Source organism: Brevibacillus formosus (genome assembly GCF_003013405.1).
Taxonomy (GTDB): domain Bacteria; phylum Bacillota; class Bacilli; order Brevibacillales; family Brevibacillaceae; genus Brevibacillus; species Brevibacillus formosus.
The window spans coordinates 84335-105281 of sequence record NZ_PXZL01000009.1; the positions used below are offsets into that span (position 1 = coordinate 84335).

Annotated in this window: 16 protein-coding genes; 15 read left to right on the forward strand and 1 reads right to left on the reverse strand. The window is 49.7% G+C overall.

Annotated features, from left to right (window positions below; all coding sequences use genetic code 11):
- Nucleotides 1-15 precede the first annotated feature (15 nt).
- Complete coding sequence (locus C7R91_RS09735) at nt 16-2073, reverse strand: LuxR C-terminal-related transcriptional regulator (RefSeq protein ID WP_047069371.1); 2058 nt, start codon at nt 2071-2073, stop codon at nt 16-18.
- Between the two features lie 188 nt (nt 2074-2261).
- Here C7R91_RS09735 and C7R91_RS09740 point away from each other — a divergent pair, with 188 nt between their 5' ends.
- The 15 genes from C7R91_RS09740 (at nt 2262) to dapF (ending at nt 20918) form a co-directional block, all read left to right on the forward strand.
- The gene (locus C7R91_RS09740) at nt 2262-2687 is read left to right on the forward strand and encodes a VOC family protein (protein ID WP_047069373.1); all 426 of its coding nucleotides are present in this window, start codon (nt 2262-2264) and stop codon (nt 2685-2687) included.
- Nucleotides 2688-2756: 69 nt separating this feature from the next.
- Nucleotides 2757-5420 (forward strand): IPT/TIG domain-containing protein, encoded by a 2664-nt coding sequence (locus C7R91_RS09745; RefSeq protein WP_047069375.1) that lies wholly within the window; start codon nt 2757-2759, stop codon nt 5418-5420.
- 127 nt (nt 5421-5547) lie between these two features.
- Nucleotides 5548-7803 carry an ATP-binding cassette domain-containing protein gene (locus tag C7R91_RS09750; protein ID WP_047069521.1) on the forward strand — a complete coding sequence of 752 codons (2256 nt, stop codon included), beginning with the start codon at nt 5548-5550 and terminating at the stop codon, nt 7801-7803.
- 166 nt (nt 7804-7969) lie between these two features.
- Nucleotides 7970-8761: a TetR/AcrR family transcriptional regulator gene (locus C7R91_RS09755; RefSeq protein ID WP_236697841.1), complete on the forward strand. Its 792-nt coding sequence runs from the start codon at nt 7970-7972 to the stop codon at nt 8759-8761.
- The gene (locus C7R91_RS09760) at nt 8748-9632 is read left to right on the forward strand and encodes an amidohydrolase family protein (protein WP_047069376.1); all 885 of its coding nucleotides are present in this window, start codon (nt 8748-8750) and stop codon (nt 9630-9632) included. The genes C7R91_RS09755 and C7R91_RS09760 overlap by 14 nt, the downstream gene beginning before the upstream one ends.
- A complete protein-coding gene (locus C7R91_RS09765) occupies nt 9619-10389 on the forward strand; it encodes an enoyl-CoA hydratase/isomerase family protein (protein WP_047069377.1) in 771 nt (256 codons plus the stop codon). Before C7R91_RS09760 ends, C7R91_RS09765 begins: the two co-directional genes overlap by 14 nt.
- A gap of 25 nt (nt 10390-10414) precedes the next feature.
- Nucleotides 10415-11980 carry an AMP-binding protein gene (locus tag C7R91_RS09770; RefSeq protein ID WP_236697853.1) on the forward strand — a complete coding sequence of 522 codons (1566 nt, stop codon included), beginning with the start codon at nt 10415-10417 and terminating at the stop codon, nt 11978-11980.
- 25 nt (nt 11981-12005) lie between these two features.
- Nucleotides 12006-13085: a M42 family metallopeptidase gene (locus C7R91_RS09775; protein WP_047069523.1), complete on the forward strand. Its 1080-nt coding sequence runs from the start codon at nt 12006-12008 to the stop codon at nt 13083-13085.
- 30 nt (nt 13086-13115) lie between these two features.
- Entirely contained in the window at nt 13116-14759 is a 1644-nt protein-coding gene (locus C7R91_RS09780) for an ABC transporter substrate-binding protein (RefSeq protein WP_047069379.1), read from the forward strand.
- A 28-nt stretch (nt 14760-14787) separates the two neighbouring features.
- Complete coding sequence (locus C7R91_RS09785) at nt 14788-16089, forward strand: serine hydrolase domain-containing protein (RefSeq protein WP_047069380.1); 1302 nt, start codon at nt 14788-14790, stop codon at nt 16087-16089.
- A gap of 46 nt (nt 16090-16135) precedes the next feature.
- A complete protein-coding gene (gene nikB, locus C7R91_RS09790) occupies nt 16136-17074 on the forward strand; it encodes a nickel ABC transporter permease (RefSeq protein WP_047069382.1) in 939 nt (312 codons plus the stop codon).
- 1 nt (nt 17075) lies between these two features.
- Nucleotides 17076-17969, forward strand: coding sequence for an ABC transporter permease (locus tag C7R91_RS09795; protein WP_047069385.1), 894 nt, complete (start codon nt 17076-17078; stop codon nt 17967-17969).
- 36 nt (nt 17970-18005) lie between these two features.
- Entirely contained in the window at nt 18006-19001 is a 996-nt protein-coding gene (locus tag C7R91_RS09800) for an ABC transporter ATP-binding protein (RefSeq protein ID WP_047069386.1), read from the forward strand.
- Entirely contained in the window at nt 18998-19981 is a 984-nt protein-coding gene (locus C7R91_RS09805) for an ABC transporter ATP-binding protein (RefSeq protein WP_047069388.1), read from the forward strand. Before C7R91_RS09800 ends, C7R91_RS09805 begins: the two co-directional genes overlap by 4 nt.
- A gap of 82 nt (nt 19982-20063) precedes the next feature.
- On the forward strand, nt 20064-20918 hold the full coding sequence (gene dapF, locus C7R91_RS09810) for a diaminopimelate epimerase (RefSeq protein WP_047069389.1): 855 nt from the start codon (nt 20064-20066) through the stop codon (nt 20916-20918).
- The last annotated feature ends 29 nt before the right edge of the window (nt 20919-20947 follow it).

Consider the following 20947-nt stretch of genomic DNA (forward strand, 5'->3'; position numbering starts at 1 on the left):
CCTCTTTTTTTCGATCTACACAAGCATTTTTTTCACCAACTGTGTCCGGTTGCTGACATCCATCTTTTCAAAAATCGATTTCAAATGCTTTTTCACCGTGACTTCGCTTAGATACAAGCGGGCAGCAATTTCCGCGTTTGTTAATCCCTCTAGCACAAGGGCGGCTACCTCCCGTTCTCGTGCCGTCAGCATGCTCATGTCCAGTGAGGTGACCGTGTTCTGTGAAGCTGGTTGAGCAAGTGATGGAACTGCTTGTTCTTCCAGTCGCAAATCCGCATCCAATCCAGATCGCTTAAGCAGCTTTTGCAAGTAAGCGGGCAAATGCTCACCTTGCGTATCACGAAAAAATACGAGCGTGGGTGTTACACCGTCGTAGTTGGTGTGGGTGGCAAATTCGGCAATATCAAATCCCAAACTTTCATGGGCGGCTTTGAAAAAAGGAAATGGTGCAGGTGAACACAACAAAAACTCTCCAGTGAACATCAAGCCGTGGAGCATATGGCCAATGGCTGTATGCTGGGAAACATCCTCGTAATCGTCTTGATGAATCGTGTGAATGAACCAGCCTGCCCGTGTGTGTTCTGGTACCTTGAACCGTTCTAGCTCTTGTTTGGATAGAGCAGTGAAATAGGAACGGGAGCCGGAATGTTCCATCAGGTAAGGAAGGGTTTTTTCGTTGATGGGAACAACTGCGGCAAGTGCTGAGATCGCTCCGTTTTCATTGCGCAAAACGCGAAGTACGTCATAACCCAGAGAGAATAGACGGTCATGATCAAGCCAATTCAATGGGTACAAGGTTTGTTCTGCTGTCAGGTGAAAATCAAAATGGCGGTTTGTATGCGGATCAAACAGCTTGATCGTTTTAGAGGAGGGACAGTGCCGCTGATTGCGGATATACTCTAGCAGTTCTTCCCGATGACCAGTGTGGATCGATTCGAATGGTTTAGGTAATGGGTCGAACCAATTTAAAAAGGCGCGAATGAGTGCGTCACCCAGAAAGAAGGTCAGCTCCAAAGCCTCTGGTGTGCGGACCGAATGGGCTGACTTGGTAAACTTCTCATAATAGTAGTGAACGGCACGCTTCTGCAAATCAGCAAAATGAAGCGGAGTACGTGCCCGCATATCCTGGGCGATGGCTTCTCTCATCAAAGAATGAATCGTCCAGCCGCTGTCCACTTTCCGTACAAACGAAAATCGAATCAGTTGGAAAAACTCGGACGCCGTAATTTCCCTTTTCAATAAAAAAGACAGATTATCCTGATTGAAGTGACGCAATACGGCAGCAGCTTCCACGAGCGGACGCAAATGGTCGCCGGGAACTTCGCGCAGCCATTGACTCACGACAAATGGCAGCGTGTCCATTTCCTCATGAAAAGCACCGTTTCCTTCTTGATCTTTCGGTTGCAAGGTAAAAGAAAGCAATGAAAGGGTAAGGGGATGCCCTTTGGAGCGACGCCACATTTCTTGGATGATAGGCGGTTCAAAAATGTGACAGTAATGCGCATACCGCTCGACGGCATCGTAAGGTAGATGGGACAAAGGGACCCTGCTGATAAAGTACCGCCAACCGGGCGAAAGAAGCCAAGCTTCAGACAGCGGATGCCGCCCTGCGATCACGATCAGGATATTCGCGCTTAATCGTTTGAAAAAATATTCGCGCAGCCAATGGTCCAAACCGTCCAAGTTCTCGTAAATGTCGAGAAAGAGGACGAGTCTCTGATCAGCTGCTTTTTCATTCAGCTTCGAAACACATTCCTCCAACAATCGGGCAGGATGCTGCTCTTCTCTCTTATGATAAACGTGCAATGCCTGCAAAATATGCAGGCAAAAATCAGAGGGCGTGTGCCAAAATTGCTCGCTGTCCAAAGAAAGAGTAGCTGCTTGACGCAGATGAGCTTGCCTCTTAAGCTCGTCGAGCAAATAGCTTTTTCCTACGCCTGCGGTCCCGAAGAGATTCATGATTTTTTTGGAGCGCCGCTCATCCGCAAGCAGCTTCAAAAAATGAAGGACTTCCTCGGTTCGTCCTACCAACAGACGACTTTCCAGCTCTTCAAGGCTATCCTGATAATTCATCGCATCACCTGCTCCATCACAAGGTTTTACCTTTTTCTTCCTACGATTTTACTATGCTTCTTTTGTACTGGATACTCCTATTTATCGCACGGGTATCCTTTTGGATGTATCCTTTCGAGTAATATCGAAACCTGTATTCCCGGTGTTAGGATGAAACAGGCGAGTCAATACGAAAGGATGGAGGGAACATGTCAAAGCTAAGCCGCTTGGGTCACATTTCCTTATATGCGCATGATGTTCGCAGATTGGCCTCTTTTTATGAAACCGCACTTGAATTGGCAGTGGTGAACCATAGCGACGAAACGGCATGCTTGGCGATTGATCCGCAATCGGGCAGGCAAGATTTGCTCATCCTGAACAATCCGCATCATGTGCATCTGGCATTTTGGGTAGATACGTTAGATCACTTCAAGGAAGTGTGGAGGAGGCTGACGGATCACGGTATTTTGGCACATGGTCCGTATGTGGAGAGCGAATATGCACGTTTTTCTTTTCTTGATCCGGAAGGCAATCAGGTGGAGATCATATGGGCGCATCGAGGGGAAATACCTCATCCACACAGAAGAAAAATCAGCTTTCGGGAGTTAGAGAAATTCGGCGTTAGCCAAGAATGATCGTCCGTGCAATGAAGACTGGCTCGCACAAACTATTTCATTCATGGTGATAAGGGAGAGGAAAAAAGAATGTCAACTTCTACAAACACGTTCAATGCAGGGGGTAATACGCTCGGGATTACGACCATGGCTGTGAATCCGGCTACCTTCCAAGCAGCACCCCAAATGGTTCAGGATCGAATGACGTACCATAAAGCGGTGCTGGAGTCATTCGGGATTACTTCCCTGACCAGTCTAGGGTCGCTCAAGATCCGCGGAACGGTTGTACCTCAGTCGGGTCTGACGAAACCAAGCCCCACGCTCGTCAGTGGGAATACCATGATTCAGTCTGCGTTTCGAATCGACTCAGCCAAACCAACACCAGCATTGCAAATGTTAAGCGGAAAAGCAGAACTGTTGCAAGCCATCCCGTTTCCTAAAAAAATGACGGCTACATTAGCTGTACCGTCTCCTTCTTCGGCTTTGAATATATCGGTAGACACCGCCTATTGGGCCGCATCGGAAATTTATATCGAGGATGGAACCAATGTCATTTTGAAATATCCGCAGCGCTACTTGATCATCATCGCCGAAAAGTTGACGGTCGGACAGAATGTCACATTTACATGGGAGCGTCCTTACCGCTATGTTCCAGCCAAACGCCAAAAACCGGCAACACCGCCAGATGCACCGATGTCTTCGACGCTCTCCGGGATTCCGGGGACACCTGGAACACATGGTTTGCCCGGGGACCGTGGATTCGACGGCGCTGCTGCTCCTGAACTCGAATTATGGGTCATCGATATGGCGGGACGACCTCATTTTGACCTGAAAGGGCAAGATGGCACACAAGGCGGCCCCGGGCAAGACGGAGGAGATGGTGGCCGTGGAGGGAAAGGCAAGCCAGCCGAATTGGATTGGGCAGGATTTTGCAAAGCCGGAGCAGGAGCAGGTGGAAACGGCGGACGTGGCGGTGCAGCAGGCTACGGCGGCCCGGGAGGAAATGGGGGCGCTGGAGGGCGGTTGACCTTGTACGCGCCGCAAACCATCATCGAAAATTATTCGAAAGGCTTTGCGATCACGATTGAGGGGGGCAGCCCAGGTGCAGGCGGAATCCCCGGCAATCCAGGAGCAGGCGGGCCAGGTGGAGCTGTGGGTGACAGCAAGAATGCAAAATTCGGTACGGCATGCGGTCCCGGTCCGAGAACGGCAGGTCAACCGGGAGCGCAGGGTTCATTCGCCGATGCCGGTCGTGTCGGATATGCGGGAGGCAGATTGTCTGATCCTGTCAGCTTTAGAGCCATTGACGCAGATGAATTCAGACGTAAGCTCTTGGAGCCGTCGATCAGCCATGTCTCTCCGCTATATGCATTCGCAGGTGATACAGTGACGCTGGAAGGAAGTCGTTATACCAAAACCGATGTCGTGCTGATCGATGGCATGGAAACGAAAACCCAGGTAGTTAGTGATACCATGCTTCATTTTGTATTGCCTTTCGTGACAGGAGGTTCTCATACGCTCCAAGTGCGGCAATCAGATATGACTCTTTCGAGCAAGGCATCCGTCTTCGTGAATCCACGAGTCATTTCCGCCCAGCAGGAAAATCAAGTGAAAACGCGGTTGAGACCCGGACAAAAAGTGATCGTGAACGGAAGCGGCTTTTCCGAAGGGACTCTGGTCTTGGTAAACAACCAAGAAATGCCAGATGTCCGGATGTTAAGTTCGACGCAAATGGAATTTACTTTGATTCGACCAGCCGAGGTGGAGAGCAATCCAGCGGGTGAGCAGGTGACCCTGAAAGTACGGCTTTCCGATGGCACACCTTCGAATGAAATTCCACTGACCCTAGAAACCTTCCATATGCTCGTAATGGGTGATTCTGTGAGCTGGGGGCAAGGCTTGCAAGAGCATGAAAAATTTTACTCCATCGTGGGTGCAGCTGTTCAGGCCAGAGAAGGAAATATCAAGCAATATACACAAGTACTCGCCCATTCCGGCGCTATCATTGGTGAGGGTAAGCATGACGTAGTGGCCCCAGTAGACGGCGAGGTACCTAAATCATTCCCGACGATCTTGCAGCAATGTGCGTTCTTCAAAGGCGAGGCTGAACGGGTGGACCTGATTCTATTAGATGGAGGCATGAACGATGTCGATGTTCGGACAGTTCTGAATCCTTTCCATCCAGCAGACTTGGGGAAATTACATTACGACTATTTTTATGTAAGCATGAAGCAATTGCTGGTCGAGGTAACCAATAAATTTACACAAGCGAAAGTCATCGTTACCGGTTATTATCCCCCTGTGTCTGAAAAGAGCGATATGACTGCGGTGGAAGCACTGTTGATCGGCGTAGGGGCTATTGTCGGAGGAGTCGGCGGCGGTGCAGCCGGAGGAATTCTCGGGCTGGCTGAGTTGGAAAAGGTATACAAGCGCTGCGCCCAGCTAGAAGCGGAATCAAAGCTCTACCTGCGAAAAGCCATCGATGAGAGAAATGCGGAGCTCGGTCAACAGCGTATCTTTTTCGCCGATCCGAATTTTGGTCCGGAGCATGCGGCCCTTACGGATGACCCTTATGTATTCGGCATCAATTTGGATTTGACACCACAAGACCTGATCGCAGCAGAGCGACTCGTCTCCTGCACAGAAGCTGGGTGCACGGGCTTGGATTTCGAGATTTGCAAACGTGCCTCCATCGGTCATCCCAATCAAAAGGGGGCCCAGGCGTACGCGAACGCAATTTTGCCTCTTCTGTAAGCAAGCAAACAAACTTAGGATGTTTTGACACTGAAAAGCTGTTGGAGGAACTGATGTTCCCTAACAGCTTTTTCATGGTACAATGCAAATATAAGTAGAAATGAATACTATCGGAAGGGTGATGGGCGTGAGCGAATCTAATCAGGAGTATATCGTAATCTCCGGTGCGAGGGAAAACAATCTCAAGAACGTATCCTTGCGAATTCCCAAGCGAAAGATTACGATCTTCACCGGTGTATCTGGATCTGGCAAGTCATCGATCGTCTTCGATACGATCGCCGCAGAATCCACACGATTACTGAATGAGAACTTCAGCATGTTCGTGCGCAATTTCCTGCCCCGCTATCCGCAGCCGGACACGGACGCGATCGAGAACCTGAGCATGGCGGTTATTGTGGACCAGAAGCGGCTGGGCGGCGGTTCCCATTCCACAATGGGGACGATTACCGATATCTCCCCCATACTCCGTCTTCTCTTCTCCCGAGTGGGTAAGCCCTATGTTGGACAAGCGCACATGTTCTCTTTTAACGATCCACAAGGTATGTGTCCCGAATGTAACGGGATCGGTCGCAAATTAGGCGTCGACATCAGCAAGGCGGTGGACATGTCCAGGTCGTTGAATGAAGGGGCAATCATGCTGCCGGACTATAAGGTAGACAGCTGGGATTGGACGATCGTCGTGCAGTCGGGGTCCTTCGATCCAGACAAGAAGCTGAGCGATTATTCGGATGAAGAACTGGAGCAACTGCTCTACGGCAAGGCGAAAAAAGTGAAGATGGATTTCGCTGGGAAAGCAACGAATATTACAGTGGAAGGTGTCATTGAGAAGTTCACCAACAAATACATCAAGCAGGATGTAAAGACGAAGTCTGAGCGTACACAAAAAGCTGTTGCACCTTTCATCTCTGAGGGTCCCTGCCCAAGCTGCCGCGGAGCAAGACTCAGTCAAGCTGCGCTCAACTGCAAGATCAATGGGCTCAACATTGCGGAGATGTCCTCCATGGAGGTCGGTCAGCTTATCCGAGTTATTCGGGAGATTGACGATTCGGTCGCCGCGCCGATGATCAAGTCGCTTACGGAGCGGTTGCAACATCTGGTGGATATCGGACTAGACTATTTGACGCTGGACCGTGAGACGGATACATTGTCCGGCGGCGAGTCGCAGCGTGTAAAGATGGTGAAGCACCTGAGCGGCAGTCTGGTGGATGTCACTTACATTTTCGATGAGCCCAGCGTTGGATTGCACCCCCGTGATGTACATAGACTCAATGAATTGCTTCAGAAGCTGCGCGACAAGGGCAATACCGTCATTGTCGTCGAGCATGATCCTGATGTGATCAAGGTGGCAGATCATATCGTCGACGTCGGGCCTCACGCCGGCAGCCACGGCGGTACCATCGTGTATGAAGGCAACTTCCAAGGCCTGCTGGAGTCAGGGACACTGACAGGCACGCATATGAAGCGGCCGATCCAGCTGAAGCAAGCTTCCAGGAAGCCATCCGGCAAGCTAACTATCCAAAATGCCACACTGCACAACCTGCAAAACGTAAATGTTGATATTCCAGCTGGAGTGCTTACAGTCGTCACCGGTGTCGCTGGCTCCGGCAAGAGTACGCTGATTAACGAAGTGTTTCTCAGTAGCCATCCGGATGCGATCGTTATCGACCAATCAGCGGTAGGCGTGTCAACACGCTCGAATCCCGCGACCTACACAGGGATTATGGATGATGTGCGCAAGGCGTTTGCTTCCGCGAACAAGGTCAACCAAGGCTTGTTCAGCTTCAATTCCAAGGGAGCTTGCGAGAACTGCCAAGGTCTAGGTGTTGTGTATACAGACCTTGCATTCCTTGAAAGTGTAAAGCTGCCGTGCGAAGTATGTGGAGGTAGACGCTTCAAGGAAGAGGTGCTCGCTTACAAGCTGAACGGCAAGTCAATTGCAGAAGTGCTGGAGATGACTGTGGAGCAGGCATTGGAATTTTTTGAGCTAAAAGAGGTTGTACGCAAGCTCCGGGCGATGAGTGATGTGGGACTGAACTATATTACACTCGGCCAACCGCTCAGCACGCTCTCGGGCGGGGAATGCCAACGCATCAAGCTGGCAAGCGAGCTGCACAAGAAAGGCAGCATCTACGTGATGGACGAGCCAACAACTGGCTTACATATGTCAGATATCGGTCACCTTCTTGAGATCATGAACCGACTCGTGGATGCAGGCAATACGGTAATCGTCATCGAGCACAACCTGGACGTGATCAGCCAAGCAGATTGGATCATCGATATGGGACCGGACGGAGGCAGCAACGGCGGTCAGGTGGTCTTCGAGGGCACACCTTCACAGATCATCCACGCGGAACAGTCGATCACGGGAAGATACTTGAAGTAATCCATCAAATCCGCTTTCGTAATGGATGGGATTCCGATGTAAAGCTGTTATGGCATAACGAATTCAGATCTCCTCATGGGAAACCAGGGGAGATTTTTGTTATGCAAAATCAAATATCAGAAAATAAAAAATAATCTTGACATTAAATCAGGTGATTAGTAAAGTGGTGATTACAAGCAACCTATCGATCGATCGATCGACAAAACCAAAAAAGCAGATGATGGTACCGCCACAAGTAGCTGGACATGAGAGACTCTCGTTTCCTGCAATCATCAGTAGAAGGGAGCGCGCTTTTTTGACGAAAGAAAAAATATTTCAAGCAGCATTACGGCTATTCGCAAGAAAAGGTTTTGAAGCAACCAGCATACGCGATATTGCGTTAGAGGCAGAGGTAACTTCCTCCACCCTCTATCATTACATGAAAACAAAAGAGGATCTGCTCGTTGCCATCATGCAAGAAGGGTTACAGACCCTTCTTGGAAATGCAAAGGAAGTGCTCGCTGAGCTTGAAGCGCCCGAACAACAATTGGCGGCGCTTGTGCAGCTTCATGTTACCAGCCATGCCACTGACAAGCTAACGGCGCTAGTAGTAGATACCGAGTTCCGTGCGCTGACAGGAAATACCCGCGTAGAAATTGCCAGGTTGCGCAGTGAATATGAGATGCTCTGGCAGCGTATTTTAACGAGCGGATTAGAGGGGGGCGTATTTACGATAGAAAATACCAAGCTTGCCGTCCTGGCTTTGCTTCAAATGTGCACGGGTGTCGCCCATTGGTACTCGCCCGATGGCCCAAGCTCATTGGAAGAAATCAGCTTGAATTTTTCCGATATGGCGCTTGCACTCGTTCAGGCAAAGCGAAATGGTCAGCAACTGACTGTCTCCGATTTGGCTCTGCCTGAACCCGCGCGTTTTTTTGTGAAACCTTGGCTGGGGGCTGCTGCGCATGAACATTCTTGATGCCCGTGTCCGCTTGCCACAGCACTTCCGTGAGGCACGCATAGGTGACATGCGAAATGAGTACGTCGCTCAATATGATGCGGTGTTACAAGTAAGATCGACTATCGAGAAAACGCTCGACGATTTGATTCAAGAAATGAAAGAATCAGGAGTAGACCACGCCATTATGCATGCAGAATACGAATTCGGCGAGGATGGGGATGCGCTGAATGAAGCATTGGCAAAAGTCATATCCGCTCACACCGAGCTCTTCTCAGGATTCGGTACGATTTCAATGGAGCATTTCAGACCGATGCGCGCTGTCCAACAAGTGAGCCGCATCAGAGAGCTGGGCTTTCTGGGAGTAAACATCCAGCCTGCATTTTTTGAGATGCCGATCGATGATCGCAAATTATATCCCGTATACGCAAAGGCCGCCGAGTTAGGCTTGGCAGTTGCCATTCATACGGGAATTAATTATTCGATGATTCATCCCATCCGGAATGAACACCCGCTGTTGCTGGATCAAGTCGCCTGTGATTTTCCGGAATTAACATTGATCGCGTGTCATGGGGGGTGGCCCTGGGTGCCTGAAATGGTTGCCGTAGCGCGCAAGCACCCCAATGTTCTGATGGATTTGGGCGGGCTTTCTCCTAGGTATTTGGGGGTACTAGGAGCAGGGTGGGAGATGATGTACAGGTTAGCAAACAACCTCTTGCAAGATCAAATCCTCTTTGCAACAGACTGGCCTGTATTTCCTCTGAAACGCGCGATTGCAGAATGGAAGGAATTAAGCATAAAGCCCGAGGTGCTAGAGAAGGTGCTCGGTTCGAATGCAAAAGCATTGTACTCCAAAATAAAGGCGGAGGTAAAAAAGAATGACAACACGTAAGGCGGTGGTAGAGTGTGAGATCCATCAAGAGATAGGCTGGATTCATCTGAATCGCCCCGAGCGGTTAAATGCGGTGGTTCCACAATTGGTAGAGGAGCTGTATGGATCGCTCGATAAGTTGGAACGGGAAGGAGTAAGGGCAGCAATACTGGCTGGCCGCGGGAATGCTTTTTGTGCAGGACATGATTTGCGTCATGAAGAAAAGCCTGCAAATGAGGCTGAGCTTCGCTTTAATTTACAGAAGATTCAGGATATAACACGAAAGATCCAACGTGTTCCTTTCCCGGTGATCGCTGCGGTCCATGGTTATGCATTAGGAGCAGGGTGTGAGTTTGCGCTCGGATGCGATTTGATCATCGCCGCTCAAGATGCCGAATTCGGCTTTCCGGAAGTGAGTGTGGGGCTTAGTGTTACCGGAGGAATCTCGCATATGCTTCCTATCGCGATCGGACTGGTCAGAGCGAAAGAATTGCTGTTTTCAGGCGAGAGGTTCGGTGCATCGCAAGCACTGCAGCTAGGACTCATCAACAAGGTAGTGGATCATAAAGTGTTAGCCGAAGAAGCTGACAAGTGGGCGAAACGGTTAGCGGAGCTCCCGCAAGTAGCGCTTGCAAAAGCCAAATTTGCGCTAAATCGCGGGGCCCAATGCGATCTGGAGGCAGCTTTTGAATTGGAGATCGAGCATGCGCTGGCAACCGTGCAAACGATCGAATCCAAGCAGGCGGCTGAATGGTTCCGAAAAAAAGGATCGGTATAGAGAAGGAGGGCTGAACCTTTTGGACGTGCAAGAAATCAAGTCTTTGACGGCACGGGCGGCTAAACGATGGGGAGAAAAAATCGGGCTTGTCTTTGATGAATGGAATGAACAACTGTCATTTCAGGAGATAGAAGACCGTTCCAACCAGATCGCCAACATGCTCCAAGTGCTGGGCGTAGGCTATGGGGATCGGGTAGCCGTCATGCTGAGGAACCAGCCGGAATTCCCGCTTACCTGGCTGGCGTTGGCAAAACTGGGCGCGAATATCGTTCCAATAAATGTCAATTACAAAGATTACGATGCACAGTATATCCTCCACCACTCCGAAGCAATTGTTATCGTAACTTCACAGGAGTTTATATCCCTGGTACAGAAGATCAGACCTTCCGTACAAACCCTCAAAACAATCCTCTCAGTAGACCAATCAGACGATCCCAACGTCGTCGATTTCAGAACGATGTGTGAAACAGCCCCCACGACTCCAACAGCGCTTACCGTTTTTCCTGAAACTTTAGTCAACATCCAATATACTTCCGGCACGACAGGCTTCCCCAAGGGTTGTATGCTTTCACATGAATATTGGCTCGCCATAGCCAAAAAGATGGTCGAGCAGCATCCCAATTTGACCCATTCAGATGTACTGTTAACGGCGCAGCCCTTTTACTATATGGACCCGCAATGGAATTTGCTGGGCGCGATCGCTGTGGGGGCAAAGCTAGTAGTTCTCGATCGATTTCATCCCTCTACATTTTGGCAGAAAGTACGGCAATATGGCGTTACCTTTTTCTATTGCCTGGGGATCATGCCCACGCTAATGGTCAAAGCACCACGCTCGCCATTGGACAGGGAAAATAACGTTCGCACCATCCTTTGCTCGGCCATTCCCCCGCATCTGCACCGCGAATTGGAAGAGCGATGGGGCGCACCATGGTATGAGGTTTTTGGCATGACAGAGACAGGTGGAGATATTTCGGTAAAACCACACGATCATGACCGATTGCTCGGAACAGGCTGCATCGGAAAACCAGATAAAGACCGGACCGTCCGTATTGTTGATATTCACAACCGCCCCGTATCGAGGGGAGAGGTTGGCGAGCTCCTCCTACGGGGCTTGGGGATGATGGATGGCTACTATAAAGATCCTGATGCGACTTGTGCTGCCTTTCGTGGCGGCTGGTTCCACACCGGAGATTTGGTGCGTATGGACGAAGACGGATACATCTATTATGTCGGCAGAAAAAAGGAGATGATTCGCCGGAGCGGGGAAAATATTTCGGCTGCTGAGGTTGAGGAAGTCATGAAAATGCACCCAGCCGTGGAGTATGCTGCCTGCCTTCCAGTGAAAGACGAAATGCGCGGGGAAGAAATCAAGGCATACGTGGTAGTGAATGAGGGACTAACGGTGCCTCCTCATGAATTGATCTCCTATTGCACCGAGCATCTTGCTTACTACAAGGTTCCACGATATTGGGAATACAGAAGTGAATTGCCTCGTACCCCATCTGAACGAATAGCCAAGCATGTACTGGCGAAAGAAAAGGAAGACCTTCGCATCGGTTCCTATGATCGTATTGATGATCGCTGGAGATAACAAGCAAACGGAGAGGAAGATATGGATGAATAGTTGGGTAAAGGTACTGAAAGAGCTGACAGAGGCTTCGGGAGTTCCCGGACATGAACAGGAAGTACGAGAATTAATGCACACGTACTTGGAACCGCTTACAGAAGAGGTGTTCACAGATAATCTAGGAAGCATAATCGGGCGAAAAACAGGCCTGGCCAATGGACCCAAGATTATGATGATGGGCCATATGGATGAGGTGGGGTTCATGGTAACGCGTGTCATGAAGGGCGGATTCATCGCCTTCCAGCCTCTTGGTGGCTGGTGGTCGCAGGTGATGCTGGCACAGCGTGTGAACATTAAAACACGCAAAGGAGATATTGTCGGCGTACTCGGGTCAAAACCGCCGCATCTGCTGTCTTCGGAAGAACGCAAGAAAGTGGTTGAAATCGAGCGGATGTACATCGATATCGGAGCATCCAGCGAAGAACAGGCAAAGGAGCTGGGAATTCGCCCAGGTGATTCGATTGTGCCAATCTGCCCTTTTACGGTGATGGCGAATGACAAGATGTATATGGCAAAAGCGCTCGATAATCGCGGCGGTTGCCTGACAGCCATTGAAGTACTGAAACAGTTGCAAGAAACGGAACACCCCAACATCGTATTCAGCGGCGCCACTGCACAGGAGGAAGTGGGATGCCGCGGCGCATTCACGAGCACGCATTTGGTGGAGCCGGATATATTCATTGCATTGGAGACGGGGATAACGTTTGACACGCCGGGAAGCACCGACTCTCCCAATTTGCCTGATATCAAGTGCGGAGGCGGACCTACGATTGGTCTGTTTGACGGCTCGCTCGTACCCAATCCGAAATTGCGGGATCTGTTATTTGATACGGCTGAAGAGGAGGGCATCCCGTATCAATATGCTGCTATTTCAGGTGCAGGTACGGATGCAGGAGCTGCTCATATGGTTGGCAAAGGGGCTCCAGCTATCGTCATTGCAATCCCTGCGCGTTACATTCACAGTCACGCTTCGATTCTCCATCATGATGATGTGGAAAATACGGTGAAATTGCTGACGGCTCTCGTCAAAAAGCTGGATCAAAAAACGGTTGATTGGCTTAGAACATAAAAATCCCAAACAAGGGGAGTGGAGTCATTCATGGGGATAAGAAAGCGAGGCCCCTTTCCGATTGTTAGCATTGTCCTTTCCTGTTTCGTACTGCTGGCAATCGTGTCCGGATGCGATGCGCCTGCAACGAAACCAGGTACTGATGAAGGAAAAAAAGATGTCAATATAGCCAATCAAAAGGGCGGAACAGTCACCGTTGCGATCAGCAGTGAACCAGATACACTGGATGTCCACAAATCGACAGCGTTAAGCACGGAGGGGGTCGCGCTCAATTTAGGGGCAGCTCTCCTTTACAGAGATCCCCAAACAAATGAGGTCAAGCCCCATCTGGCTGAATCGTACTCCATTTCCGATGATGGGAAGACATGGACATTTCGCATTCGCAAAGGCGTTACCTTTCATGATGGGACACTGCTTACTGCACAGGCGTACAAGCGAACGTTTGAGCGGGCCATGTCTCCGGAAATCGCTCCGAAAGGCGTAGGGATGGTTCTGGGCATCATCAAATCGATCAAAACTACAGATGATCGGACGCTTATTTTGGAGTTGAATGAACCGTCTGCCACGCTTCTCACCTATTTCACTTCCGCTAGCTGGATGCAGCCGCTTTCAGTGGACGCGGTGCAAAAGTCTGGGGGTCAATACGGAAGGAATCCGGTTGGTGTCGGTCCGTGGAAGATGGAGAGCTGGAAATCAGGAGACTCTATTACGCTGATTCAAAACGATGCGTATCGCTGGGCTACGCCCTTCTTTAAAAATCAAGGACCGCCGAGGCCGGACAAATTAGTTCTGAAATTGATTCGAAATCCGCAAACGGCTGTCGCTGCTTTGGAAAGCGGAACCATCGACATCGCTGATCTGCCTGCGAAAGACGCGAAGAAATTCAAGAACAATAATCGCTTTACCGTCCTTGAGCAGATAAAGCGCGGTTTGGGGCTGTTTGTCGAGCTGAACTTGAAAAACGAGATTTTACAAGATAAAAACGTTCGCAAAGCGTTACAGATGGCAGTGAAGAAAGAGGCTATCGTGCAATCGCATCTGCAAGGGGAAGGTATTGTTGCAGATGGTCCGCTGCCAGCAAATTTGTTCGGATACGACCAGTCCATTGCCCAATATGCATACAAATACAACCCCGAGGAAGCGATGAAGCTCCTGGAAGAAGCCGGATGGAAACTGAATGCGCAAGGGATAAGGGAGAAAGCAGGAAAACCGCTTCATCTCGAATTGTTGAGTATGGAAGCATGGTCTCAACCTGCCCAATTGATGCAAGGAATGTTCAAAGCGATTGGGGTAGACGTGAAAATCATTACTCTGGAAGGCAGCGCAGTCGACCAGTTAACTGCTGCCGGCACATTTGACTTGGCGCTGGATGGATATGTCGCTGATGACCCTGATATCTTGTTTCCGTTCATGCATTCAAGTCAGATCGGTGGGATGAATCGTTCAGCCATCCATGACAAAACGATCGATTCCTTGCTGGAAAAGGGACAGGTGACGATGAAGAGCGACGATAGAGCGAAAATCTATGAAGATCTTCAGAAGCGCGTTGTGGAGGAGGCGTTTTGGATTCCCATTTACACGGAAAAACGGTTCGTCGTGGTAAACAACCGTGTTCAGGGACTGATGCTTGATCCATCCGGACTGAAATTGTATCAGGACGTGTGGGTTAAGTAAGGAAACAAAAAAACGAGGAGAACATGTCATGAACAATCAGGAATGGATTGTGAGTTATGAGGAGTTTGTCCGAGAAACAATGTTGGGAAGCAAGGTGCCTGGAGCTGCAATTGGAGTGGCCAAACACGGACAGCTCGTTTATGCCAAAGGCTTCGGCTATCGAGATGTCGAGCAAGGTCAGGTAGTTACAGTTGATACTTTGTTCGGAATCGCTTCGATTACGAAATCGTTCACCGCTATTGCGATCATGCAGCTACAGGAAGCCGGAAAACTGACGGTTGCCGATCCTGTTTCCCGTTATTTGCCAGAGTTTCATGTAAAAACGGGAAGTAAAACGGAAGCAATCACCATTCACAACTTTCTAACCCATTCCTCAGGTTTGCCGCCATTATCTTGCGCCGATGAAGCACTCAAGCGTGGGATGAACACCTATGAGGAATTGATGACCTATATGGCACAACTGGATTTTCCTTTATTGGGTGTACCAGGTACGGAGTTCAGTTATTCCAATGATGGCTATACGCTACTGGGAGCAATTGTTGAGCGGGCTAGCGGCAAGCCATATTCGACTTATGTGAAGGAGCATATTCTCCAACCAGCGGGAATGAAGCATAGTTGCTTTTCTTTGGTGGAGTGGCACGGGTACGAGGATAGAACACCGCTATTTGAGACACCGCCGTTTCAATCCTCCGGCGGATTAAAATCAACGCTCACCGACATGATGAGATACACCGAGCTGTTTCGAACAAAAGGTTTGATTGGCAAGGAACGAATTCTTCGCGCGGAAAGTGTGCAGCAGATGACCACCCCTTATTTCCGATGTGAACATAACCAATATTACGGGTATGGTGTAGCGATTACACCCAATTTCTACGGTGCTGTGATGCTGGGCCATAGCGGTAGAGAGAAAGGGATCCAAGCCTGCATGAGCATCATCCCCGAGAACGGATTGGCTGCCGTGGTGCTCACCAATCTCAGCGGTTCGCCGGCTGCCGCATTGGCACATGGCACGTTTCACTGCATCGAAAATCGTCCGGCGAAATCAACGCATGTCACGTATAAGGAATATGACCTTCCAACAGATCGTCTGCTTGAATATGCGGGCGAGTACGGCTCAATGGAAGGAATTCATCTTCAGGTAAGCGTGGATGCAGGCACGTTGATCGTAACGGTCGATCATTCGGACTCATTCTCTTTAAAAGCGATCGACGAAGACGTTTTTCTCGCGAACGTTGACGGGTCGGATCAAACCGTACGCTTTATACGAGACGGAAATCAAACGGTAATTCGTATGATGGGCTCCTATCGCCAAATTCCCAAGCGAGTTTAGCCGTAAGCAATGAATACGCATCCTGAAAGAGAGGAGGGAACGAATCATGAAACAGTATTTGTTGAATCGGATGCTATCAGGAGTGATTGTCCTCCTCGGCATTTCCATCTTTTCGTTTGCGCTCGTTCATTTTATTCCTGGAGATCCGGTACGGATCATGTTAGGGGAAAAGGCTACAAAAGCACAAGTGGAACAGTTACGTGAACAAATGGGGCTAAATCACCCCCTTCCTCAGCAGTACCTGACCTACATGGAAAAAGTCATCCAAGGGGATTTCGGGACTTCCTTACAAACGGAAAGGCCTGTCATCGCGGAAATATTGGAACGGTTTCCGGCAACGGCCAAGCTAGCCTTCGCTGGGATTGGCATCGCGGTCGTGATTGGCTTAACGATGGGAATTATCGCTGCGAAATACAAGAATACGCTCTTGGACTTTATGCTGATGGCGGCAGCTTCGATCGGATTATCACTCCCGAGCTTCTGGCTGGGGTTAATCGTAATCATGTTATTTTCCGTGCAATTAGGCTGGTTTCCAATCGCGGGTGGTACGGGATGGAAGGATCTTGTTTTGCCTGCTTGTACCTTGGGCGTCTTGTCTTCCGCGATGATCAGCCGACTGACGCGTTCAGGTATGGTCGAAGTGCTTTCCCATGATTACATTCGAACGGCACGGGCCAAGGGCTTGAGGGAGACGATCATCCTATTCCGGCACGCCCTGTGCAATGTCATGATTCCTGTTGTTACGGTGGTAGGCTTGCAAATCGCGACTCTGCTGGGCGGTGCGGTTATCATCGAGCAAGTGTTCAACTGGCCTGGGATCGGCACATTGGCTATCCGTGCGATTTCAGCCCGTGATTTTCCGATGATTCAGGGCATTGTGCTGCTTATGGGCTTCGTCTACGTCGTGGTAAATATGATGGTCGACCTGCTCTATGGTTTGATTGATCCGCGTGTCGACCTTATTGCGGAAAAGGAGGGGCGGTAACTTGAATGAGGTGAGCAAAACCGCCGTACATGGAGCGACACATGCCAAATCCCCAATTTTTCCCGAGTTTGCATTTTGGGGGAAAATCAAGAAACAACGAGCAGCAAAACTAAGCTTGGTGGTGCTTTTACTCATTTCTGCGATTGGAATCGTCGGGCCTTGGATCGCTCCTTATGACCCTACTGAAAGTAACTACGATGCCTTTTTGCAAGGCCCGTCTGCCAAGCATGTTCTCGGAACGGATGCGATCGGCCGCGATTTGCTTTCCCGTATTTTATACGGAACACGCGTTACGCTTGTGGTTGCTGTCATGGCAGTCGGCATCACAGTAGCGGCAGGAACGATGATTGGTGTCATCAGTGCATATGTGGGAGGATTTATTGATCACCTGCTCATGCGGATTATGGATATTTTGCTCGCCTTGCCTGGGATCATTTTGGCCTTGGCCATTGTCGCGGCTCTTGGACCGAGTCAAACCAATGCGATGATCGCAATCGGTATTTCTTCGATTCCGAGCTTTGCGCGTCTGACCAGAGCAGCGACGCTCGTCATCATGTCGTCTGGATATGTGGAGGCCAGCAGATCGATCGGGACGCCGAGCTGGTGGATCATTCTTTTTCAGGTGCTCCCCAATATTACGAATGTATTGTTCGTTTACATGACACTGTTCGTCGGGGGAGCGATTCTCGATACGGCTGCATTGGGCTTTATCGGCTTGGGCGCACAGCCACCGACTCCCGAATGGGGGACCATGCTCAATGAAGGAAAAGATTATTTGTCCGATGCCTGGTGGCTTGCGACATACCCGGGATTGGCCATCACGATCGTCGTGTTGGCAGTAAACCGGTTGGGAGATGCCTTGCGTGATATTTTTGATCCTCGTACGCAAAAGTAAAAGGCCAATAAGAGGATTGGAGAGGGGGTTCCCTATATGGACAATGTATTGGAAGTGACAGGGCTGACAACCCGGTTCTCGAAGGAGTCGGGTACGATTACGGTTGTAGATCAGCTTGATTTGCATGTAAAAAAAGGGGAGACACTCGGAATTGTCGGAGAGTCGGGGTGCGGCAAGAGCGTCACTTCGCTCTCGCTCATGCGACTGTTGGACAATAATGCCGCTTTGACTGGAAGCATTCGATTGAACGGGAAAGAAGTGCTTGCGCTGAGTGAAGCCGAGATGCGCAGTCTCAGAGGCAAGGAAATGGCGATGATTTTTCAGGAACCGATGCATTCGTTAAATCCGGTGTTGACGATCGGCCGACAAATCAGTGAGGTACTTCACGAGCATGAGGGTAAAAGCAAAGCGGCGGTTAAGCAACGGGTACTGGATTTGCTTACTGTGGTGGGCATTTCCCGAGCCGAAGAGATTTACAGGGATTATCCGCACCGTTTGTCAGGCGGAATGAGGCAGCGGGTGATGATTGCCATGGCGATCGCATGCAATCCGTCATTACTGATCGCTGATGAACCGACGACCGCATTGGACGTGACCATTCAAGCGCAAATCTTGAATCTGATCAAAAAAATCAGAAGGGATATCGGCATGTCAGTGATCATGATTACGCATGATCTAGGAGTGGTCGCTGAAATGTGCGACCGCGTCATGGTAATGTATGCGGGACAAGCGATTGAAACAGCGGACGTACGGTCGTTGCTGCGCAATCCGAAGCACCCGTACACCGTGGGCTTGCTCCAATCGACGCCAAGGCAACGCGCAAAGAGACTCCACAGCATAAAAGGCAGTGTGCCGACACCGGAAAACAAACCCAATGGGTGCCGGTTTGCCCCGCGATGCGATAGAGTGATGGAGATATGTTGGGAGCGGAATCCTGTGCTCCGCCCAGTGGATCAGTATTCTTCTTGTCGATGCTGGTTATTTACCCAAGACAAGGGTCATGAACAGGAAAGCTCGGTGGTAGGTGGATGACGACTCCAATCTTGGAAGTGAAAGGGCTGCGAAAGCTGTTTCGCTTGAAAAAAGGGTGGTTTCAACAACCGCATTATGTTCATGCTCTAAACGGGATTGATGTGAGCGTCTATGAAGGAGAAACGCTGGGGATTGTCGGGGAGTCAGGCTGCGGAAAGTCTACACTGGGAAAATGTATTCTGCGTTTGCTGGAGCCGGTCCAAGGTGAAATTCGTTTCCAAGGTAACGAAATAGGAAAAATGAACAAAAATGAAATGCGTGCAGTAAGGCGAAATATGCAAATGGTTTTTCAAAATGCATTTGAAACGTTGAACCCGAAATTAACGATCGGGCACATCTTGACGGAACCGCTGATTTCGCACGGTATTCCCCGAGAGCAGCGACAAGCGCTGCTGGAAGAAACGATTGAGATTGTCGGCATGAGCAAGCAGCATCTCTCTCGCTATCCTCACGAATTTTCCGGAGGGCAAAGACAACGAATTGGCATCGCCCGCGCCCTGATTCTTCGGCCAAAGCTGATTATCGCAGATGAGCCTGTCTCCGCACTAGATGTGTCGATTCAATCGCAAATCCTTAATTTGCTGCAGGATTTGCAAGAACAATTTTCCTTGACCTATATCTTCATTTCGCATGATTTGAGCGTAGTTGAGCACATTGCCGATAAAGTGGCGGTCATGTATTTAGGTGAAATCATCGAGTATGCTGAGAAAGAGAAGCTGTTTGGACGACCGCTGCATCCCTATACACAAGCATTGCTTTCAGCCAAACCTGTTACCGATCCGGATGATACACGAGAGCAAATTGTGTTGTCGGGAGATCTCCCGTCTCCGTCTAATCCGCCGGTGGGATGTAAATTTCATCCACGCTGCCGTTCCAGCATGGAAATATGCAAAGTCGAATTGCCAAAGCTGTGTGAAATAGAAGGGCAAAAGGTCGCTTGTCATCTCTACCAATCATATCCCGCAATCGATCCTTCTTAGAGCAAGATGACAGATCTCCAGTCCATCCTGTGGAGCAGTCGTTTGGATGAAAACACGGTACATCGGAAAAAGGAGGATCGAAATGTTTGATCTTGGAATCCCGTTTAAAAAAATGAATGGCTGTGGCAACGACTTTATTGTGGTAGACAATCGCGATGGCCTGTTGAACGAGGTTGCGCTTTCAGCCTTTGTCCAAAATGTATGCAGGCGAGGCACTTCAATCGGTGCGGATGGGTTCATGCTGCTGGAGAACTCAAGCATCGCCGATTTTAAGATGAGGTATTTTAACGCAGATGGCAGTGAAGGAGAAATGTGCGGCAATGGTGCAAGGTGCATGTCGCGCTTTGCTTATCACATCGGAGCAGCCAAGACGAAGATGAGCTTCGAAACGATGGCTGGCATCTATCAGGCAGAGCTCAATCAGAACGGCGTGAAGGTCAAGTTCCCCGACGTTCAATTGCAAGCACTGGAGCTAAATCAACCATATGAATGGGACGGACCGAGCGGCGTCTACCACTATGGTGTTGTCGGAGTTCCCCACACGGTCTGGTTTGTCGAAAATGTTTTCGCGATAGCGGACGACCAGCTTAGAGATTGGGGACGAATGGTCAGAAATGATTTACAGCGGTTTCCCAATGGTACTAATGTAAATTTTGTGGAACGGATTGATCGGCAAACGCTTAGCATCAGAACCTATGAGCGCGGAGTAGAGGCAGAAACCTACGCGTGCGGTTCCGGATCGACTGCTGCTGCAATCATTGCTGGTATTTTAGGACATGTAGACACTTCTGTGAACCTGCTTACTCGAGGGGGACCACTTAAAATTTCTTACCATCTCTCAGATTATGCTGCCGATTCCGTTTATTTGGAAGGCAACTCAAAGCTGGTAGCAGAAGGACATTTATTGCCCGATGCATGGAGCACGATGATGAAATAGCCTCACGTCATAAAACAGCTCACTCATTG